Genomic DNA, 18,003 nt, shown 5'->3' with positions numbered 1-18,003 from the left:
TGCGGGCTGGTCTTCGCAATTTCGTCCGCCGCCGACGTAGTCAGCTTATAGGAACCCATCGCCCAGGGAATGCGTCACCGGACGCGCCCTTGCTACAGCACGAGCATAGTGGCCAGCCCCAGCATCAGGCCCATGCCTACGATATCGGTCACGGTGGTGAGAAAGATCGCCGAAGCGACCGCCGGATCGGCGCCGACCCGGCGCAGGCCCAGCGGGATCAGCACGCCGGAGATTCCGGACATGAGGCACGATCCGGACATGGCGAGCAGGATCACGAGTGCCAGCATGGGCGCCTGGGCCGCCGACTCCGGTTGCCGCGAGGCGTAGAACCACATCGCCGCAGCCGCCACAAGACCGACGAGCACACCGTTGGCGATCCCGAGCGCGCCCTCCCTCATCACCAGGTGCAGCTTCGATCGTTTGTCCACATCGCCAAGGGCAAGGCCACGCAGCGTCATAGCCAGTGCCTGGCAGCCGGTGTTTCCGCTCTGCCCGGCCAAGACCGGGAGGAATGCCGCCAGGGCGACGATCTTCTCGATCGTGCCTGTGAACGAGCTGACCACGAAAGCGGCCATGAAGGCCGTCAGTAGGTTGAGCTGCAGCCACGGATGCCGCTTCAAGAAGGCTGAAAACAGGGGCGTAAAAGAACGCTCCTCCTTCTGGACACCCACCATCTGGCCCGACTGGGCAGAAATCTCGATGATTTGCTGCTCGAACAGCCGCCAGCCGCGGACCTGCCCGAGCAGCCGGTTCTCCGCGTCCACCACCGGATAGACAGGGTAGTGACGGCGTACCGCCGCCTTGCATGCGTCGCTCAAAGAGAGATCGGCGGGGAGGGCGAACGGCTTCGGCAGCATGATCTGATCCACCGTGGCGTCCGCTTCGCTCAGCATCAGATCGCGCAGGACCACGAGGCCAACCAGTTTATCGCCCTGGTCGGTGATGTAGAGATAAGTGAGCTCGGTCGGCACCGGGGTGCGTCTGACGGCCTGCACTGCGGCGGCTACTGTCGTGCCGACGGGAACGCTGGCGGGAATCGGGTCCGTCAGTTCGATGAGCGACTCGGGGACCGCGACGTCCTTGCCATCGCCATGAGGCTTGACGGGCCGCATATGCGGCGGCAAATGCTCCGCCACCTTGCGGGCGTGCCGGTCTGGCAACAACTTTAGTGTGTCCCGGATGAACTCGGGAGACTCTCGGGCCAGCAATACCGCCGCGTCATCAGGTGCTCGAGCACGCAGCGTGCGTACCAGCTTCTCAACGTCGTTCTCTTCCTTCATCTGTTCCCCCAATTGCGAGTGTCTTGCCTCTGACGGTATGACACGGATCGGATCGCTCTGTCCTGGCGCAGTGGCCCATGCGCCTCGATCCGGAAATTTCGCCTCTTTGGGTACCGAGTGGACCGAACCGAGACAGATCTGAGCCATTGCGGGGTGCATACAGGCGGGCTGTAACGTCAGAGTGTCGCCGAGAATTTGACGTGTTGCGAACTTCACCGGTCTTCCGGGCTTTGCGATCACGCCGCAGCAATAAGACTTAAACCCGGAAATTCTGCAGAGGCAGGATCTCGGGCGTTCGAACCTGATTGCCTCATCCGGCGCATCTTGCCAGGTTCACCAGCTATTGACGCCAGCAGACATCTACCGGTAACTATCTGGGTCCTTGGCCTTCGCGGCCTGGCAAGCAACCTTACTCAAAGCAGCCTTACGGTAAGCGCCTTCAAACACGCGGATAGCCCTCTCGAATTTAGCCGGATTAGGCACCAAGTGTTTATCTAGCCCGTCGTACAAAAGTATGGAGACGGCCATCATGGCTTTTCCACTTTCGCTTCGTCTCAGCGCCGGGCACGCCATAGATGTTACCTGAAATTGCTGCAGCCCGATGCAATTTGCTATCTGACATACGTGCCAAGTAATTGATGTTTTGCTGCTCTCCCTGCCCGGCTGAAGCAGTCGATATTGTGAAGCAGATTGCTGCGATGACCGTTACCAAAATGCGGGTCAAACGTTTCCCCTCTTCTTGCAGTCAACTCGCCCTACTAATCACCCCTTATCATAGCTTAGCCTGAGCCTCAAAAGCTCGCCAACCGACGCCAGCGGGCGCAAACGCCATTTTGCTCGATGTCTGCGGATCGGACCCGCGTACGCTTGGCTGGGGCGCCAGGATTCGAACCTGGGAATGTCGGTACCAAAAACCGATGCCTTACCACTTGGCGACGCCCCAACAGCCGGAGCGTGCCCGCTGTGCGCGCGGCCTTATAGGACGAGCCGCGAGAAAGCTCAATGCCGACATATCGACTATGCGCGACCGACCCGCCAGTTTTGCAATCGTCACTTTGAACGGACCTATTCACCCCAAACCGCCATTTCATTGCCGGCCGGATCGACGAAATGGAACCGCCTGCCGCCGGGGAATGAAAAGATCGGCTTGAGGACGGTGCCGCCGGCATTCTCGACGGCGCTTAGTGTTTCCTCCAGCCTTTCGGAATAGAGCACGGGCAGCGGCTTGGCCGGCGCATCTTGGCCATCCGCCTGAAAACCGCCGTCCAGCCCTTCGGCAAAAGCTGAATAGGTCGGCCCGTAATCGGTGAACGACCATGAGAAGGCTGCGCTGTAGAAAGCCTTCACGCTGTCCAGCGTTCCGCCTGTCGCCGGCATTTCCAGATAATCGAGCTTTCCGGCCATTCTCATCGTTCTGCCCTTTTGTTCTTGTTATGTTCTACAACAAAGCTTTCCAAAAAGCAAGTCTTTTCTGTGCCGCTTTTCCTTAATCGATTGTAGAGGCCGGCCGGCTTGGCCGATGCCTTGCCTTTCGCACTGCAGCATCATATCGCTCGATTTGCCGATCTTTCCAATCTCCTGCAACCGGGGAGCAAGCATGACCAAGTGGGTCTACACCTTTGGCGATGGCGCGGCGGAGGGCCGTGCCGGCGACCGCAATCTGCTCGGCGGCAAAGGCGCCAATCTGGCCGAAATGTGCAGCCTAGGCCTGCCGGTGCCGCCAGGGTTCACCATCACCACCGACGTTTGCAACGCCTATTATGCCAACGGCCACACCTATCCGACTTCGCTGGAGGCGGACGTTGCGGTCGCGCTCGACCATATCGGTCGGCTGACCGGACGCCGTTTCGGCGATCCCTCGAAACTGCTTTTGGTGTCGGTTCGCTCAGGGGCGCGCGCCTCGATGCCAGGCATGATGGACACCGTGCTCAATCTCGGCCTCAACGATGAGACGGTGGAAGCCCTGGCCGCGGATTCAAGCGATGCGCGGTTCGCCTATGACAGTTACCGCCGTTTCATCCAGATGTATTCCGATGTCGTCATGGGTCTCGACCATGAGGTGTTCGAGGAAATCCTCGAGGACCAGAAAGGCGGCCTCGGCCATGAGCTCGACACCGAACTGACGGCGATCGAATGGCAAGGCGTGATCGCGCTCTACAAGGCCAAGGTCGAGGAGGAGCTTGGCAAGCCCTTTCCGCAGAATCCGCACGAGCAGCTCTGGGGCGCCATCGGCGCGGTGTTTTCCAGCTGGATGAATAACCGCGCGATCACCTACCGGCGCCTGCACGATATCCCCGAAAGCTGGGGCACGGCGGTCAACGTCCAGGCCATGGTCTTTGGAAATATGGGCGACACTTCGGCCACCGGCGTCGCCTTCACCCGCAATCCGTCGACCGGCGAAAAGCAGCTCTATGGCGAGTTCCTGGTCAATGCCCAGGGCGAGGATGTCGTTGCCGGCATCCGTACGCCACAGAATATCACCGAGGCCGCGCGCATTGCCGCCGGTTCCGACAAGCCGTCGCTGCAGAAGCTGATGCCGGACGCCTTCCAGGCTTTCGTCAGCATCTCCGACCGCCTGGAAAACCATTACCGCGACATGCAGGATCTGGAATTCACCATCGAACGCGGCAAACTGTGGATGCTGCAAACCAGGTCCGGCAAGCGCACCGCCAAGGCGGCGCTGAAGATTGCCGTCGACATGGCCAGGGACGGACTGATTTCAAAGGAGGAGGCCGTCGCCCGCATCGACCCGGCCTCGCTCGACCAGTTGCTGCATCCGACAATCGATCCGAAGGCGGCGCGCGATGTGATCGGCGTCGGCCTGCCGGCCTCCCCGGGCGCTGCGACCGGCGAGATCGTGTTTTCCTCGAACGACGCCGAAGAGGCCAAGACGCAAGGCCGCAAGGCGATCCTGGTCCGCATCGAGACCAGCCCCGAAGACATCCACGGCATGCATGCGGCCGAAGGCATCCTGACGACGCGCGGCGGCATGACCAGCCACGCCGCCGTGGTGGCGCGCGGCATGGGCAAGCCTTGCGTATCAGGAGCCGGCTCGCTGCGCGTCGACTACAAAGCCGGCACGCTGATGGCGATGGGAGCGACCTTCCGCAAGGGCGACGTGATCACCATCGACGGCGGCAACGGCCAGGTGCTGAAGGGCGCCGTGCCGATGCTGCAGCCGGAACTCTCGGGCGATTTCGCCGCCATCATGGAATGGGCCGACGGCGCGCGCCGCATGAAGGTGCGCACCAACGCCGAGACGCCGCTCGATGCGCGTATGGCCCGCTCCTTCGGCGCCGAAGGCATCGGGCTTTGCCGCACCGAGCACATGTTCTTCGACGGCGACCGCATCGTTGCCATGCGCGAGATGATCCTGGCCGATACGGAAAAGGACCGCCGAACGGCGCTGGCCAAGCTGTTGCCGATGCAGCGCTCGGATTTCCTCGAGCTGTTCGAGATCATGGCCGGCCTGCCGGTGACGATCCGCCTGCTCGATCCGCCGCTGCACGAATTCCTGCCGAAGACCGAGGCGGAGGTGGCCGAGGTCGCCGCAGCCATGAACGTATCCCCGGACAAGCTCCGGCGGCGCACCGAAGCGCTGCACGAGTTCAATCCGATGCTCGGCCATCGCGGCTGCCGGCTTGCCGTCTCCTATCCCGAAATCGCAGAGATGCAGGCGCGCGCCATTTTCGAGGCAGCCGTCGAGGCCGGCAGGAAGGCCGGCGCGCTGGTGGTCCCGGAGATCATGGTGCCGCTGGTCGGCCTGGCGAAGGAGCTCGAATTCGTCAAGGCGCGCATCGATGCCGTCGCCAAGAGCGTGATGGAGGAAACCGGCGTCAAGATCACCTATCTGACCGGCACTATGATCGAACTGCCGCGCGCTGCGATCCGTGCCCACGTCATCGCTGAGGCGGCCGAATTCTTCTCCTTTGGCACCAACGATCTGACCCAGACCACCTTCGGCATCTCGCGCGACGACGCGGCCTCGTTCCTCGAGACCTACCGGCAAAAAGGTATCATCGAGCAGGATCCGTTCGTGTCGCTCGATATCGAGGGCGTCGGCGAACTGGTGCGTATGGCGGCCAAAAAAGGCAGGGCAACGCGGCCGGAGATCAAGCTCGGCATTTGCGGCGAACATGGCGGCGATCCAGCGTCGATCCATTTCTGCGAGGAGGTCGGCCTCGACTATGTCTCGTGCTCGCCCTATCGGGTCCCGATTGCCAGGCTGGCCGCCGCGCAGGCGGCAGTACAGGCGGCAAAGAACGGCCGCGGATAGAAGTTGGAGTCCACCGGCGTCTGACCTTACCGATTTGTAACCAAATTCACGCGAACGTGCGCGTGACGGCTCCAAATCCCGACATCGTTTCTGCCCAGTTTCCGGCTCCCGAACCCGTCCCGGTGCCAGAAACAGATGTTGCAGAACCCGCCCGCGCACGTCCGCTCGATTCTTATCCTCCAGACGAAATTCATCGGCGATCTTGTCCTCGCCTCCGCGCTCGCCAGAAACCTGCGCCTCGAATATCCAAAGGCCAGGATCGTGTTCCTTTGCGAGGCGAGCTTTGCCAGTTTCCTGACGGCTCATGGCATCGCCTCGGACGTGGTGGCGTTCCGGCGCGCCCGGATGCGTGGCACCCCACTGGAGCGTGGCCGCGAGCTTTACGCGATGGTGCGCGCTCTGCGCCGGTTCCGGTTTGACCTGACCATCGACCTAGCCGATTCCAAAACCTCACGCATCATCGTCAGGCTCGTCAACGCCAAGACCCGCGTCGGATATGATCCTCCCGAAAAACCGTTGCGCTGGATGGAACGCCAGCCCGCCAACGTCCTGGCCAAGCCGTTTGGCTTTGGTGGCCGGCATTATCTCTACCGCTATCTATCGCCGCTTGAGGCGCTTGGCGTAGAGTTGCGCGCGCCGGTCCCAAAGATTGAGCCGCTGCCGCTGGAGACCGCCAAGGCATTGGCGCTTCTCGACCGGCATCATCTGCGGCGCAACGCCTTCATAGCCGTTCATGCGGGAGCGAGCTTCCGGGGCCGGCAATGGCAACCGGAACGTTTTGCGCTGGCGATCGACGAGCTCTCGCGACAGACCGGGTTGGACTTCCTGCTTGTCGGCGGCCCCGGTGAACAGGCATCTGCCGAGCGCATCGTCGCCAAGGCCGTTTCGCCGGTCGTCAATTTGGTCGGGGCGCTGTCGCTGGCAACGCTGCTGGCGGTCCTCGGCCAGGCACGCCTGTTTCTGGGGAACGAGAGTGGCCCGATGCACATGGCGGCCGCCGCCGGAACGCCGGTTGTCGGCCTCTTCGGCCTGACCGACCCCGCCGTCTGGGGTCCTGTCGGCGTGGCCAGTGTTACGCCGCGGCCCTCCATGCCTTGCGAGTGCATAGCCAGGGACCTGTGCCGCCGTCCCGATCCGAGCAAGGCTTGCTGCGTCTGGCGACTAGAGGTTAAAGCGGTTGTCGACGCGGTGCGCGCGATCCTTTCACGTACGGTTAAGGACGTCGAGCACGCATTGTGACCTCGTGCTTGCCAAAGGTCAGGCCGGTGGTCAAATTGCCGCTGCCGACGCTTTTGCAGGGGCATCGTCCCGATTTCCGCCTTGATGCCGGTCTTGGGGTCGCCGCTTCAACTTTGATCCGGCGACCTGGAAATAGTCAATGCGCCTGTTCCAAAAGCATTTTTGCGCCATTGCGATATCGCTGTGGGCTGCTTCTCCCAGCAACGCCCAGTTGCTCATCGAACCGACGCTGCACATCAAGGCCGAGGCGGGCGGCGGCCGCGTCGCGCTGACGCTCGATGCCTGCGGCGGGCGGACCGATACAAGGATTCTCTCGGCGCTGGTGGAAAACAAGATTCCCGCTACCATTTTCGTCACCGGCATCTGGCTGAAACACAACGCCGCCGCCGTCGAGATCATGCGGGCGCATCCCGAACTGTTTGAATTGGAAAACCATGGCGGCCGCCACGTCCCGGCCGTCGACACGCCGCAAAAGATCTACGGCATTCGCAGTGCCGGTAGCCCGCAGGCCGTGCTGGCCGAAGTCGAATCGGGTGCTGCCGCTCTTGCCGCGACCGGCGAACCGGCGCCGAAATGGTTTCGCGGCGCAACCGCCGAATACAGCCCGTCGGCAATCGCGATGATACGCAAGCTTGGTTTCAAGATCGCCGGATTCTCGATCAACGGCGACGGCGGCTCATTGCTCGGTCCAAAAGAGACCGCCCGGCGCATTGCCGCGGCAAAGGACGGCGACGTCATCATCGCTCACATCAACCAGCCGACCCATGCGGCCGGCGAAGGCGTGGTCCAGGGACTTCTGGCGCTGAAGGCGAAGGGCCTCACCTTCGTGCGGCTCGACGACGCTGACGGCATCGGCGATGAAGGCACCACCGACTGATCAGCCGGGCGTGGCCTCGATCGTCACCTTGTTTGGATAGAACGCGCCGTAATCGCGGATAGCGGCCATCTCGTCGAACGGCCGTTCATAGGCCCACATCGCGTCCTTGCCGGCATCGCCGGCGGGCAGCACGCTCCAATAGCTGGCATCGCCCTTGTAGGGGCAATGGGTCGAGTGTTCGGTCTTGCCAAGCTGGTTGAAGTCGATGTCGTCGAACGGAATGTAGAAAACCGGAGGGTAGGGCGATTCGGTCAGCACTTTGACCTTGCTGGACGAGGCGATGACGGTATCGCCGGCGCGCACCGTCACGGTGCCCTTATAAGGCTTGACGGTAATGACCTTGTCCGGATTGCGTTGAAAGCCGGGTGCCGGGTTTGCGATCTGGTCCATGTCGGATCTCCTTGCCTCAACCCAAGATGTGTCTGGCAAGAGCCTCGCGCAAGAGCTGCCTGCCACCTGGCGGGGTCGCCCGCAGTTGGCAAGTCTTGCGCTCGCCTCCGGTAGCCCGCCTGGAAATCAGGCCGCGGCCTGGAATGCGTCCATCAGCCCGGCATAGGCGGCGGCAATGCCGGCCACCGGATTGGTGCTTTTCGAGGTGGTCTCGACCTTCAGCGCACCACCGCTGGTCGGCAAGGTGAGCAGCAGGAATTGACGATTGCCGCCATCGCCGACGCAGGCGGCAGCGACGTGCTGGGCTTCGCCCTGGTTCTCGACGCACATCTTGAACAAGAGCGTGCCGCCGACCGCCTCGAGGGCGCCACCGACGACCTCGACGAATTCATCTTCGGAAACGGTTTTGGCGTCGGGCACCAGATCGGCCTGCGCGACATCTGCTGCAACCAGATCGGCCAGACTTTCAGCAAGCGTATTTTCGAGGGCTTCGTCGTCGAGCTGCGCGTCCATGCGACACCTCTTTCATTAGCCAATCGCGCTCCGCCCGTTAATCAACGTTAACGCCGAGGATGGCCGGATTGTGGCGAATTCGGCCTCATTTCGCCCTATGCACCGCTCCAGCCCGGTCACCGCTGGACAATCCGCCGGTTCGTCCCACAATGGCGCAAAAAAATAACGGGAGGAACAAGATGCTCGGGTTGATGCAGGAATGGCCGCTGCTTTGCCATAAGCTGATCGACAACGCCGAGAGGCAGCACGGCAGACGCGAGATCGTGTCGCGCTCGATCGAGGGGCCGATCGTGCGCAGCACATATGCCGAAATCCATCATCGTGCCCTGAAGGTCGCCGAGCGGCTCGAGCGTGATGGTTTCGGGCTTGGCGACCGCATCGCGACCCTGGCCTGGAACACCGCGCGCCACATCGAGGCCTGGTACGGCATCATGGGTGTCGGCGCGATCTATCACACGCTCAACCCGCGGCTCTTTCCCGAGCAGATCACCTGGATCATGAACAATGCGGAGGACAAGGCGATCTTCGTCGACCTGACCTTCCTGCCGCTGCTCGAAAAGATCGCCGGTGCGGTCAAGTCGCTGAAGCAGGTTATTGTGCTGACCGACACGGCGCATATGCCGGAGACTGCGCTGCCCAATGTGGTTGCCTATGAAGAATGGCTTGCTGAAGCCGACGGCAACTTCGCCTGGAAGACATTCGATGAAAACACGGCCGCCGGCATGTGCTACACCTCGGGTACGACGGGCGACCCGAAAGGCGTCCTCTACAGCCATCGTTCGAACGTGCTGCACGCCATGATCGAGGCGATGCCCGACGCCATGGGCCTGTCGTCGCGCGATACCATACTGCCGGTCGTGCCGATGTTTCACGCCAATGCCTGGGGCCTTGCCCAGAGCGCGCCGATGATTGGCGCCAAGCTGGTCATGCCCGGCTGCAAGATGGATGGCGCTTCGCTCTACGAGCTGCTCGACACCGAGCAGGTGACCTTCAGCGCCGCTGTGCCGACGGTGTGGATGATGCTCCTCCAGCATCTGGAAGAGACCGGCAAGAAACTGCCCTATCTGCAGAAAGTGGTCATAGGCGGCGCGTCTTGTCCACGCGCGATCACGACGAAGTTCCAGGACAATTACGATGTCCAGGTCGTCCACGCCTGGGGCATGACCGAGATGTCGCCGCTCGGCACGCTGTGCACCCTGAAGCCGGACTACGCCGGGCTGAAGGGCGAGGCCCGCCTCGGCGTCCAGCAGAAGCAGGGCTTTACACCGTTCGGCATCGAAATGAAGGTGACGGACGACGCCGGCAACGAACTGCCATGGGACGGCAAGACCTTCGGCCGGCTCAAGGTCCGCGGGCCGGCCGTCGCGCGCGCCTACTATGGCGGCATCGGATCCGAACAGTTCGATCAAGACGGCTGGTTCGATACCGGGGACGTCGCGCACATCGATCCCTGCGGCTATATGCAGATCACCGACCGCGCCAAGGACGTGATCAAGTCGGGCGGCGAATGGATCTCGACCATCGAGCTCGAGAACGTCGCGGTCGGCCATCCCGATGTGGCAGAGGCCGCCGCCATCGGCATTCCGCATTCCAAATGGGGCGAGCGGCCTTTGCTCGTGGTCGTCCGCAAGCCGGGCAGGGAGCCGACCAAGACGGACATCCTCGCCTTCATGGACGGCAAGGTGGCGAAGTGGTGGATGCCGGACGACGTCGCCTTTGTCGGCGAAATCCCACACACCGCTGCCGGCAAGATCCAGAAGATTACCTTGCGCCAGCAGTTCCAGGATTATCACCTGCCGACGGATTGACCGGAGATGCGGCGTCTTTGCGCCTTCAAGCCGCCGCTGAAAGGCACTATGCCTTTGTTCGGGTTGGGGCAGCGCGGAAAACAATGACGGGAATTCCCGAGCGACAAACGTCGAGGGCTGCCGGTTGGTCGCGGCGCGCCGGCGCGTTTTCGGCAGTCCTGCTGCTGACCGCTCTCGTCGGCCATCGCTATGACTTCGTCGAGACCCCAGCTTTCCTATGGGTGCTTGGCATTGTCGCCTTGCTGGCCGCATTTGCGCTTCTGTTTGCCGGATTTGCCTTTGCGCGATTGTGGAATTTCGGCGATCGGGGCGGCCACGACCTGACCGCCGGCGCCTTGCTGGCGCTTCTGGTGCTCATTCCTTACGGCGTCGCGGCCTATTGGGCGGCGACTTATCCGCCGCTGCGCGACATCTCGACGGATCTGGACGACCCGCCGGTGCTCGATATTTCTACCCGATCAAAGGACATGAACGAGCTTTTGCCGCCGACGCCCGGCGAGCAGCGCCTGCAAATCGAAGCTTATCCGCTCGTTACCGGACGCAGCTACACCTTGCCTTTCGATCGCGTTCTGGAGGCGGTCAAAACCGTGCTCGATCGGCGCGGCTGGCAGCTCACGGCGCCATTCCCCGACGCAGCAGGGCAAAGCGACGTGACGGTCGATGCGCTGGCCAAGAGCTTGCTGCTCGGCCTTCCCGCCGATGTCGCCATCCGCGTGACCGACGACGGCGACGTGGTCATCGTCGATATGCGCTCGGCCTCGCGTTACGGCCGCCATGATCTTGGCGACAATGCAGCGCGCATCACGGACTTCCTTGCCGAACTCGACCAGGAAGTCGCCGGCCAGGTGGGCGTGGCGCCGGCGGAATGATATCGGGAGGGTACTACTTTACCGGCGAATAGATGCCGTCGATAGCCGGCGCGCCGTCGGTGTGGACCAGGCCGCGCGCCACCAGGTCTTCCAGATGGGCAAGTACCGACAGGCCGGCCGCGCCATGCAGGCGCGGGTCGGTGTCTCGATAGATCACCTCCACCATGTCCTTGATTGCCCGGTCGCCGCTGTTGATCCGCTCCAGAATTGCCCGTTCGCGCATTTTGCGATGCGTTTTCAATCCGCGCATGAAGTTGCGCGGCTCGGTCACCGGCCCGCCATGGCCGGGCAGCAGCAGCCGGTCGTCGCGTTCGATCAGCCGGTCGAGCGATGTCATGTAGTCCGCCATCGCGCCGTCCGGCGGCGCGACGATCGTGGTTGCCCACGCCATGACGTGGTCGGCCGAGAAAAGGATGCCGGTTCCCTCCAGCGCAAAGGCTGCGTGGTTGGCGGTATGGCCGGGCGTCAGCACCGTCCGGATCGCCCAGCCGTCGCCGTCGATCACCATATCGTCTGGCAGCGCGATGCCAGGAGCAAAGTCGGTGTCGGCGCTGGCATCGAGCGGACTGACCTCGCCGGTACGCAACGGCCGCGCCGGACGATGTCGGCCTTCCGCCAGAACCGCCGCACCCGTATGCTGCTTCAGCCGCGCCGCCAGCGGCGAATGGTCGCGATGCGTGTGGCTGACGAAGATATGGCTGACCGGCCTGGTCCCGATCGCTTCGAGCAGTGTTCTAAGATGTGCCTCGTCATCCGGTCCGGGATCGATCACCGCCAGTGTCTCACGTCCGACGATATAGCTGTTGGTTCCGTGAAAGGTGAACGGGCTTGGGTTCCTGGCGGTGATCCGAAGGACGTCGGGTGCAACGGCTACGCCCTGGCCGTAGGCAGGGTCGAAGTGTGTGTCGAATTTCAGTGCCATGCGAACGTCGCGACCTTTTTTGGGGCGAGGGCAAAACCGATTGCCGCTTAGCACGGAAGCCAATATAGGAAAACGCAAGGCCGCGTTCGGCGGCAATCCGGAACGGGGAAGACCATGGCAATTGCAACGACGATGCGTCCGCTCATTTCTCTCGCTTTGCCCGAAAAGGGCGCAGCCCGCCTGGCGGGACAGCTTCTGCTGGCGTTCGCCGGAACGCTGCTGCTGGTCTTGTCGGCCAAGACCAAGGTCATGCTCGGTCCGGTCGATATCTCAATGCAGACGCTCGCCGTCTTCCTGATCGCTGCCTCCTTCGGCATGCGCCTCGGCGTCGCAACGCTGCTTCTCTACATGGCTGAGGGCGCGATGGGCTTTCCGGTCTTCCAGAGCACGCCGGAAAAAGGCATCGGCATCGCTTACATGCTGGGTTCGACCGGCGGTTATCTAGCCGGCTTCGTCGTCATGGCGGCGATCGTCGGCTGGGCTGCCGACCGTGGCTGGGATCGCCATCCTATCAAGCTCTTCAATGCCATGCTGGTGGCCGAGATCGTCATGATGGCAATGGGCTTTGCCTGGCTGGCGCTGTTGATCGGCCCGGAAAAATCCTGGCAGTTCGGGGTGGTGCCCTTTATCGTCGGTGATCTGATCAAGGTTGCGCTGGCCGCGAGCCTGGTGCCAGCTGTCTGGTCGCTGCTGAAGCGTTCGTGAAGCCGGTCGAGCGGAACTTAAGTCAAAAACGGACCTGCATGTTGCATCGCTGTCGCCATGTTATTGCCTGAAGCCCCATGACTCGATGGTGACCCGTTCTGCGCGAAAATCTGCCGAATGGTTTTCGCCGTAGTTGGTGCGGCCGTGCAGGATCTTTGTCGCTGGCGGCAGGCTTGTGCGCGACGCCATCCGTCACATTAGCTTCAAGTCGACGGACTAAGTACCAGAACCAACGGGCGATTCGTCACGACCAGCGTAACCAAGCACTTCCGTATGGAAATAAATTGCTCGACATAGCATCTCAGCCAGCTGAAAAAGAAAGCGGCTCGGTGATTATTTAGGCACAGCTAAATTTCTGGGCAATGTGTAGGAAATTCTTAACCCAACCGCCTTGACTCTAGTGGCTTGGTTGTTTGCTGGTATCCACACACTGTCGTAACCGTTGAGCTGAGATCATGCCGCCGACCGCCGAAGGGAGACACGTGAGTAGCGCGGAAAAAACAACGAGCAAGGCAACAATCCCGTCGCCTGAGCCGACCGCCGCGCCGGCAACCCGCTGGTATGCGGCCAGCGTCTTTCCCGGAAAGGAGCACGTTGCCGAGCGGCATCTCCGGATCCAGGGGTTCCAGCCCTTTGTGCCTCGCTGCGAGAAAACCGTGCGTCATGCCAGGCGGCTCGAAACACGAGTTGCGGCTTATTTCCCCGGTTACATGTTCATCGCCCTTGACGTCGCGCTGCAACGTTGGCGCTCGATCAACGGAACGTTCGGTGTGCGCTCCCTCGTCATGCAGGGGGACCGGCCTTTGCCTGTCCCCTCCGGTCTGGTAGAGCGCTTCATTGCATTGACCGGCAGGCATGGCCTGCTTGATTTCAGCGGCGGCCTCGCAGCCGGCGCTTCGGTTCGGATCCTTTCCGGCCCTTTCGCAGAAATGATCGGTCGCCTTGACCGGCTCGATCCAGCCGGAAGAGCTCGGGTTCTGGTTGCCATCATGAATGGCGAGATACCTGTCGATCTGGATACCAGGGATCTCGTCGCCATCGCATAGCCGTAAGCACCGAGGTGCGGCGAGGCGATGCAAATTGTTGTAGGATCGGCTCTCGGGTTTTTCACCCGGGAGTGCGGTAGCCGTTCTTCGGTGGGACTAGGCGCTGTGTGGCGAGATCGTCTCGTCGGCGCTGATTGAGGGTGCGCGGTATGCGAATAACAATGATTGGTGCCGGCTATGTAGGGCTCGTCTCGGGCGCCTGTTTCGCCGACTTTGGCCATCAGGTCTGCTGCGTCGACCGGGATGCGGAAAAACTTGCCATGCTCAAACTAGGCAAGATACCGATCTACGAGCCAGGGCTTGACGACCTCGTCACCACCAACGCCGCGCAAGGCCGCTTGCGTTTCGACGACAACCTGGCCGACGCCGTTTCTCAATCGGATGTCGTCTTCATTGCCGTAGGCACGCCATCACGGCGTGGCGATGGCCATGCCGACCTGTCCTTCGTCTATGACGCGGCCGCCGAAGTTGGTCGCGCGCTCAAGGGGTTTACGGTCGTGGTGACGAAATCGACCGTCCCCGTCGGGACCGGCGATGAAGTGGAACGGATCATCCGCGAGCAAAATCCCACCGCCGATTTTGCGGTGGTCTCCAATCCGGAATTTCTTCGCGAGGGATCGGCGATCGAGGATTTCAAGCGGCCCGACCGCATCATTGTCGGCACCGATGCCGACCGGGCCAAAGCCGTCATGGGCGAGATCTACCGCCCGCTCTCGCTGAATGTCGCGCCGATATTCTACACGAGCCGGCGTACGGCTGAGCTTACGAAATATGCCGGCAACGCATTTCTGGCCATGAAGATCACCTTCATCAACGAAATAGCCGATCTCTGCGAGCGGTTGGGAGCCGATGTGCAGGACGTCGCGCGTGGCATCGGCATGGACAACCGCATCGGCGCAAAGTTTCTTCATGCCGGGCCGGGCTATGGCGGTTCCTGTTTCCCGAAAGATACGCTGGCACTGGTCAAGACCGCGCAGGACGCGGCAAGCCCGGTGCGGCTGATTGAAACGACTGTCTCGATAAACGACCAGCGCAAACGGGCGATGGCGCGCAAGGTGGTCGAGGCCTGCGGCGGCTCGGTTCGCGGCAAGACCATCGGTATCCTGGGCCTTACGTTCAAGCCGAACACCGACGATATGCGCGATGCCCCCTCATTGGCCATCATTCAGGCCCTCAAGGACGCCGGCGCCTCGATCAAGGCCTATGATCCGGTCGGCATGGAGCAGGCACGCAAGATGATAGAGGGCATTGAATTCGGAGAGAGCGCTTACGCGGCGGCCGAGGGCTCGCATGCGATCGTCATCGTCACCGAGTGGAACGCGTTTCGGTCACTGGATCTGAAGCGGCTCCGCGCACTCATGGCGACGCCGGTGATGGTTGACCTGCGAAACGTCTATCGCGGCGAGGACGTCGTGAAGGAAGGCATAGCCTATTCGAGCGTCGGCCGAGAGCGGCTTGTTGTCAGGTGAACGTCCAGCAACTTGGAGTTCGAGTTGCCAGGGTTGTGCAGAGAACAATGAAAGCAGCCAAAACGCATTTGGAAGAAACTTAGATCCAGTAGCCCGCAAGAGAGCGTTTTAACTTGAACATAGTCATGATGAATCGGCCGAGACAGCGGCACCTTGTGCACAGGGTCAGGTTTCAACTCCTGGGCGGTTTGGCGTTCGCAATCCTGCTTCCCGCGCTGATCCGGATTCTGGTTGACCCATCCCTTGCGTATTATACAAACCTGCAGATTACGATCTTTGCGGGCATCGTTGCTCATACAATAGGTTACTTCTCTTTTCGGCGCATAGGTAATTTTCCGGGTATTGCAGCTTCTGGTTATATCTTTCCGACATTTGCATTGTCGTATGGGTTTGTTTATTTGGTCATTTTCTTAGCGCGAATTGAATATAGTGGCTTCCAGGCGGCCAGCAGCTTGACGTTGTCAATTCTCTGGTACTTTGTGCTGACCATCATAAGCCGGCGTCTTGACCCTTACAGTCTTGCTGTGGTTCCAGGCGGCGCCGTTGGTCGCCTAGAGGAGATAGGTGGGGTAAACTGGCATTGGCTTGTTTCCCCTGACATGATCATTGAACGCGTCAACGGCGTCGTTGCCGATCTGCGGGCGGATCTGTCCGACGATTGGGAGCGCTACATAGCCGATCGGGCACTTGCGGGAGTTCCGGTCTACCATGTCAAGCAAATCACCGAATCGCTGACTGGCCGCGTCGAAATCGAGCATTTATCCGAAAACACGCTAGGCTCGATTAATCCCAACCAGGCCTATATCAAGATCAAACAGGCGATCGACTGGGTCTGTGCGCTGTCGGCGCTGGTCGTGCTGGCGCCTTTGCTATTGTTGATCGCGCTGATGATCAGGCTGGAATCTCCCGGACCCGCCATATTTCGCCAGGAGCGCCTGGGCTTCGGCGGAAAATCATTTACGGTCTACAAGTTCCGGACGATGACCGTCAGTGAACCTGAGGCGGCAAACGTTCGCAGTCTCGCCGTCACCAAGCCAGGTGACAGCAGGGTTACCCGGCTCGGTCGCTTCCTTCGCAGAAGCAGAATTGACGAACTGCCGCAGTTGATAAATATCGTTCGTTCGGAAATGAGCTGGATCGGGCCTCGCCCCGAGGCGACAGTGTTGTCATCCCATTATTCGGTAGCGTTGCCATTCTACCGCTACCGAAATATCGTCCGTCCCGGAATTTCCGGGTGGGCTCAAGTGAATCAAGGATATGTCTCGGAGGACGACGACGAGACCGAGAAGCTGCACTATGATTTCTACTACATCAAGAATTTCTCGCCGTGGCTTGATTTCGTCATCGTGTTGAGAACGTTGAAAACTCTGCTAAGTGGGTTCGGATCTCGATAGAGACCGTGCTGAATTTTGCCTCCATCAAAATTTATCTGTCGAACACAGCGCCAGGACAATGCTTGGCCATCATGTGTTTAAAGCTGCCGAAGGGTATGAAATGAGCCGAAAAACCGCGCTAATTACGGGCATCACCGGCCAGGATGGTGCCTATCTCGCCGACCTCCTGCTCGCCAAGGGATATGCAGTCCACGGCATCAAACGGCGTTCGTCGTCTTTCAATACGGGTCGTATCGATCATCTCTATCAAGACCCGCACGAAACCAGCGTCAATTTTTCACTTCACTATGGCGACATGACCGATGCGACGAATCTGATCCGCATAATCCAGGAAGTGCAGCCTGACGAGATTTATAACCTCGCGGCACAATCGCATGTCCAGGTGAGCTTCGAGACCGCGGAATATACGGCGAATGCCGACGCAATCGGCACATTGCGGCTTCTGGAAGCCATCCGGCTGCTTGGCTTGACAAAAAAGACGCGGTTCTATCAGGCATCGACCTCCGAGCTCTATGGCAAGGTGCAGGAAGTTCCGCAGAAGGAAACGACGCCTTTTTACCCTCGCTCGCCCTATGCGGCCGCAAAGATCTATGGCTACTGGATCACGGTGAACTACCGCGAAGCCTATGGCATTCACGCCTCCAATGGAATTCTGTTCAACCACGAGAGCCCAATGCGGGGCGAAACATTCGTGACCCGCAAGATCACCCGAGCCGCCGCGGCGATCAGCCTCGGCCTTCAGGACAAGCTTTATCTCGGCAATCTCTCCGCCGAGCGCGATTGGGGACATGCGCGCGACTATGTCGAAGGCATGTGGAGGATCCTTCAGCAGGAAACCCCGGACGACTATGTGCTGGCCACAGGGATCAAGAACTCCGTTCGGAAATTTGTCGAACTCGCCTTCGCCGAAGTTGGGGTCCGCATTCAGTGGAACGGTTCCGGGGTTGACGAAAAGGGCGTCGACACGAAAACCGGCCGAATATTGGTCGAGGTCGATCCGCGCTATTTCCGGCCGACCGAGGTCGACCTGCTGCTCGGTGACCCTTCGAAGGCCGAACGGATACTTGGCTGGAAGGCGACGACGTCGCTAGATGAGATGGTGCGCGAGATGGTTCAATCCGACCTCAAGGTGGTGGCGCGCGAATTCGAGCATCGCCGGCTTGACGAAGAGCACAACCGCAAAGCGGCCCGGTAGCCGCGACGAGCCCCCCCGCG

15 protein-coding genes and 1 tRNA gene are annotated in these 18,003 nt (G+C 61.0%); 10 read left to right on the top strand and 6 right to left on the bottom strand.

Going from position 1 to position 18,003, the window contains the following annotated elements; translation table 11 throughout:
- Nucleotides 1-92: 92 nt before the first annotated feature.
- The 3 genes from NKH78_RS08275 to NKH78_RS08265 all read right to left on the bottom strand — a co-directional run bounded on the left by NKH78_RS08275 (nucleotide 93) and on the right by NKH78_RS08265 (nucleotide 2,690).
- The gene (locus NKH78_RS08275; protein WP_352646122.1) at nucleotides 93-1,280 is read right to left on the bottom strand and encodes a magnesium transporter; all 1,188 of its coding nucleotides are present in this window, start codon (nucleotides 1,278-1,280) and stop codon (nucleotides 93-95) included.
- 868 nt (nucleotides 1,281-2,148) lie between these two features.
- Nucleotides 2,149-2,223 (bottom strand) — tRNA-Gln (locus tag NKH78_RS08270).
- A gap of 122 nt (nucleotides 2,224-2,345) precedes the next feature.
- Nucleotides 2,346-2,690, bottom strand: a complete 345-nt coding sequence (locus tag NKH78_RS08265) for a VOC family protein (protein WP_352750862.1) — start codon at nucleotides 2,688-2,690, stop codon at nucleotides 2,346-2,348.
- A 187-nt stretch (nucleotides 2,691-2,877) separates the two neighbouring features.
- Between NKH78_RS08265 and ppdK the strand changes: the two genes are divergently transcribed.
- The 3 genes from ppdK to NKH78_RS08250 all read left to right on the top strand — a co-directional run bounded on the left by ppdK (nucleotide 2,878) and on the right by NKH78_RS08250 (nucleotide 7,672).
- On the top strand, nucleotides 2,878-5,556 hold the full coding sequence (gene ppdK, locus NKH78_RS08260; RefSeq protein WP_352753037.1) for a pyruvate, phosphate dikinase: 2,679 nt from the start codon (nucleotides 2,878-2,880) through the stop codon (nucleotides 5,554-5,556).
- Between the two features lie 135 nt (nucleotides 5,557-5,691).
- Nucleotides 5,692-6,795 (top strand): glycosyltransferase family 9 protein, encoded by a 1,104-nt coding sequence (locus NKH78_RS08255; RefSeq protein ID WP_352750856.1) that lies wholly within the window; start codon nucleotides 5,692-5,694, stop codon nucleotides 6,793-6,795.
- Between the two features lie 139 nt (nucleotides 6,796-6,934).
- Complete coding sequence (locus tag NKH78_RS08250) at nucleotides 6,935-7,672, top strand: polysaccharide deacetylase family protein (protein WP_352750854.1); 738 nt, start codon at nucleotides 6,935-6,937, stop codon at nucleotides 7,670-7,672.
- Here the strand turns inward: NKH78_RS08250 and NKH78_RS08245 are convergent, their stop codons facing one another.
- On the bottom strand, nucleotides 7,673-8,062 hold the full coding sequence (locus tag NKH78_RS08245) for a DUF427 domain-containing protein (RefSeq protein WP_352750851.1): 390 nt from the start codon (nucleotides 8,060-8,062) through the stop codon (nucleotides 7,673-7,675).
- Nucleotides 8,063-8,188: 126 nt separating this feature from the next.
- The gene (locus NKH78_RS08240; RefSeq protein ID WP_352750848.1) at nucleotides 8,189-8,575 is read right to left on the bottom strand and encodes a hypothetical protein; all 387 of its coding nucleotides are present in this window, start codon (nucleotides 8,573-8,575) and stop codon (nucleotides 8,189-8,191) included.
- Nucleotides 8,576-8,754: 179 nt separating this feature from the next.
- On the opposite strand from NKH78_RS08240, the gene NKH78_RS08235 reads away from it, so the two are divergent.
- Nucleotides 8,755-10,383 carry a fatty-acid--CoA ligase gene (locus NKH78_RS08235; protein WP_352777323.1) on the top strand — a complete coding sequence of 543 codons (1,629 nt, stop codon included), beginning with the start codon at nucleotides 8,755-8,757 and terminating at the stop codon, nucleotides 10,381-10,383.
- An 83-nt stretch (nucleotides 10,384-10,466) separates the two neighbouring features.
- A complete protein-coding gene (locus NKH78_RS08230) occupies nucleotides 10,467-11,252 on the top strand; it encodes a DUF1499 domain-containing protein (protein ID WP_352777326.1) in 786 nt (261 codons plus the stop codon).
- A gap of 13 nt (nucleotides 11,253-11,265) precedes the next feature.
- Here NKH78_RS08230 and NKH78_RS08225 read toward each other — a convergent pair whose 3' ends face one another.
- On the bottom strand, nucleotides 11,266-12,174 hold the full coding sequence (locus NKH78_RS08225; protein WP_352701510.1) for an MBL fold metallo-hydrolase: 909 nt from the start codon (nucleotides 12,172-12,174) through the stop codon (nucleotides 11,266-11,268).
- Nucleotides 12,175-12,288: 114 nt separating this feature from the next.
- Between NKH78_RS08225 and NKH78_RS08220 the strand changes: the two genes are divergently transcribed.
- From NKH78_RS08220 to gmd, 5 genes are all read left to right on the top strand, one after another.
- Complete coding sequence (locus NKH78_RS08220; RefSeq protein ID WP_352478465.1) at nucleotides 12,289-12,879, top strand: biotin transporter BioY; 591 nt, start codon at nucleotides 12,289-12,291, stop codon at nucleotides 12,877-12,879.
- 455 nt (nucleotides 12,880-13,334) lie between these two features.
- Nucleotides 13,335-13,925 carry a transcription termination/antitermination protein NusG gene (gene nusG, locus NKH78_RS08215; RefSeq protein ID WP_352777328.1) on the top strand — a complete coding sequence of 197 codons (591 nt, stop codon included), beginning with the start codon at nucleotides 13,335-13,337 and terminating at the stop codon, nucleotides 13,923-13,925.
- Nucleotides 13,926-14,074: 149 nt separating this feature from the next.
- Nucleotides 14,075-15,394: a UDP-glucose dehydrogenase family protein gene (locus NKH78_RS08210; RefSeq protein WP_352777330.1), complete on the top strand. Its 1,320-nt coding sequence runs from the start codon at nucleotides 14,075-14,077 to the stop codon at nucleotides 15,392-15,394.
- 125 nt (nucleotides 15,395-15,519) lie between these two features.
- Entirely contained in the window at nucleotides 15,520-16,788 is a 1,269-nt protein-coding gene (locus NKH78_RS08205; protein WP_352882627.1) for a sugar transferase, read from the top strand.
- A 100-nt stretch (nucleotides 16,789-16,888) separates the two neighbouring features.
- A complete protein-coding gene (gene gmd, locus NKH78_RS08200; RefSeq protein WP_352777333.1) occupies nucleotides 16,889-17,983 on the top strand; it encodes a GDP-mannose 4,6-dehydratase in 1,095 nt (364 codons plus the stop codon).
- Nucleotides 17,984-18,003 lie beyond the last annotated feature (20 nt).

Source organism: Mesorhizobium sp. M0910, from assembly GCF_040319465.1.
In the GTDB taxonomy this organism is placed as follows: Bacteria; Pseudomonadota; Alphaproteobacteria; order Rhizobiales; family Rhizobiaceae; genus Mesorhizobium.
Note: the sequence above shows the minus strand (reverse complement) of the source record. Positions and strands in the feature narration are given on the sequence as shown.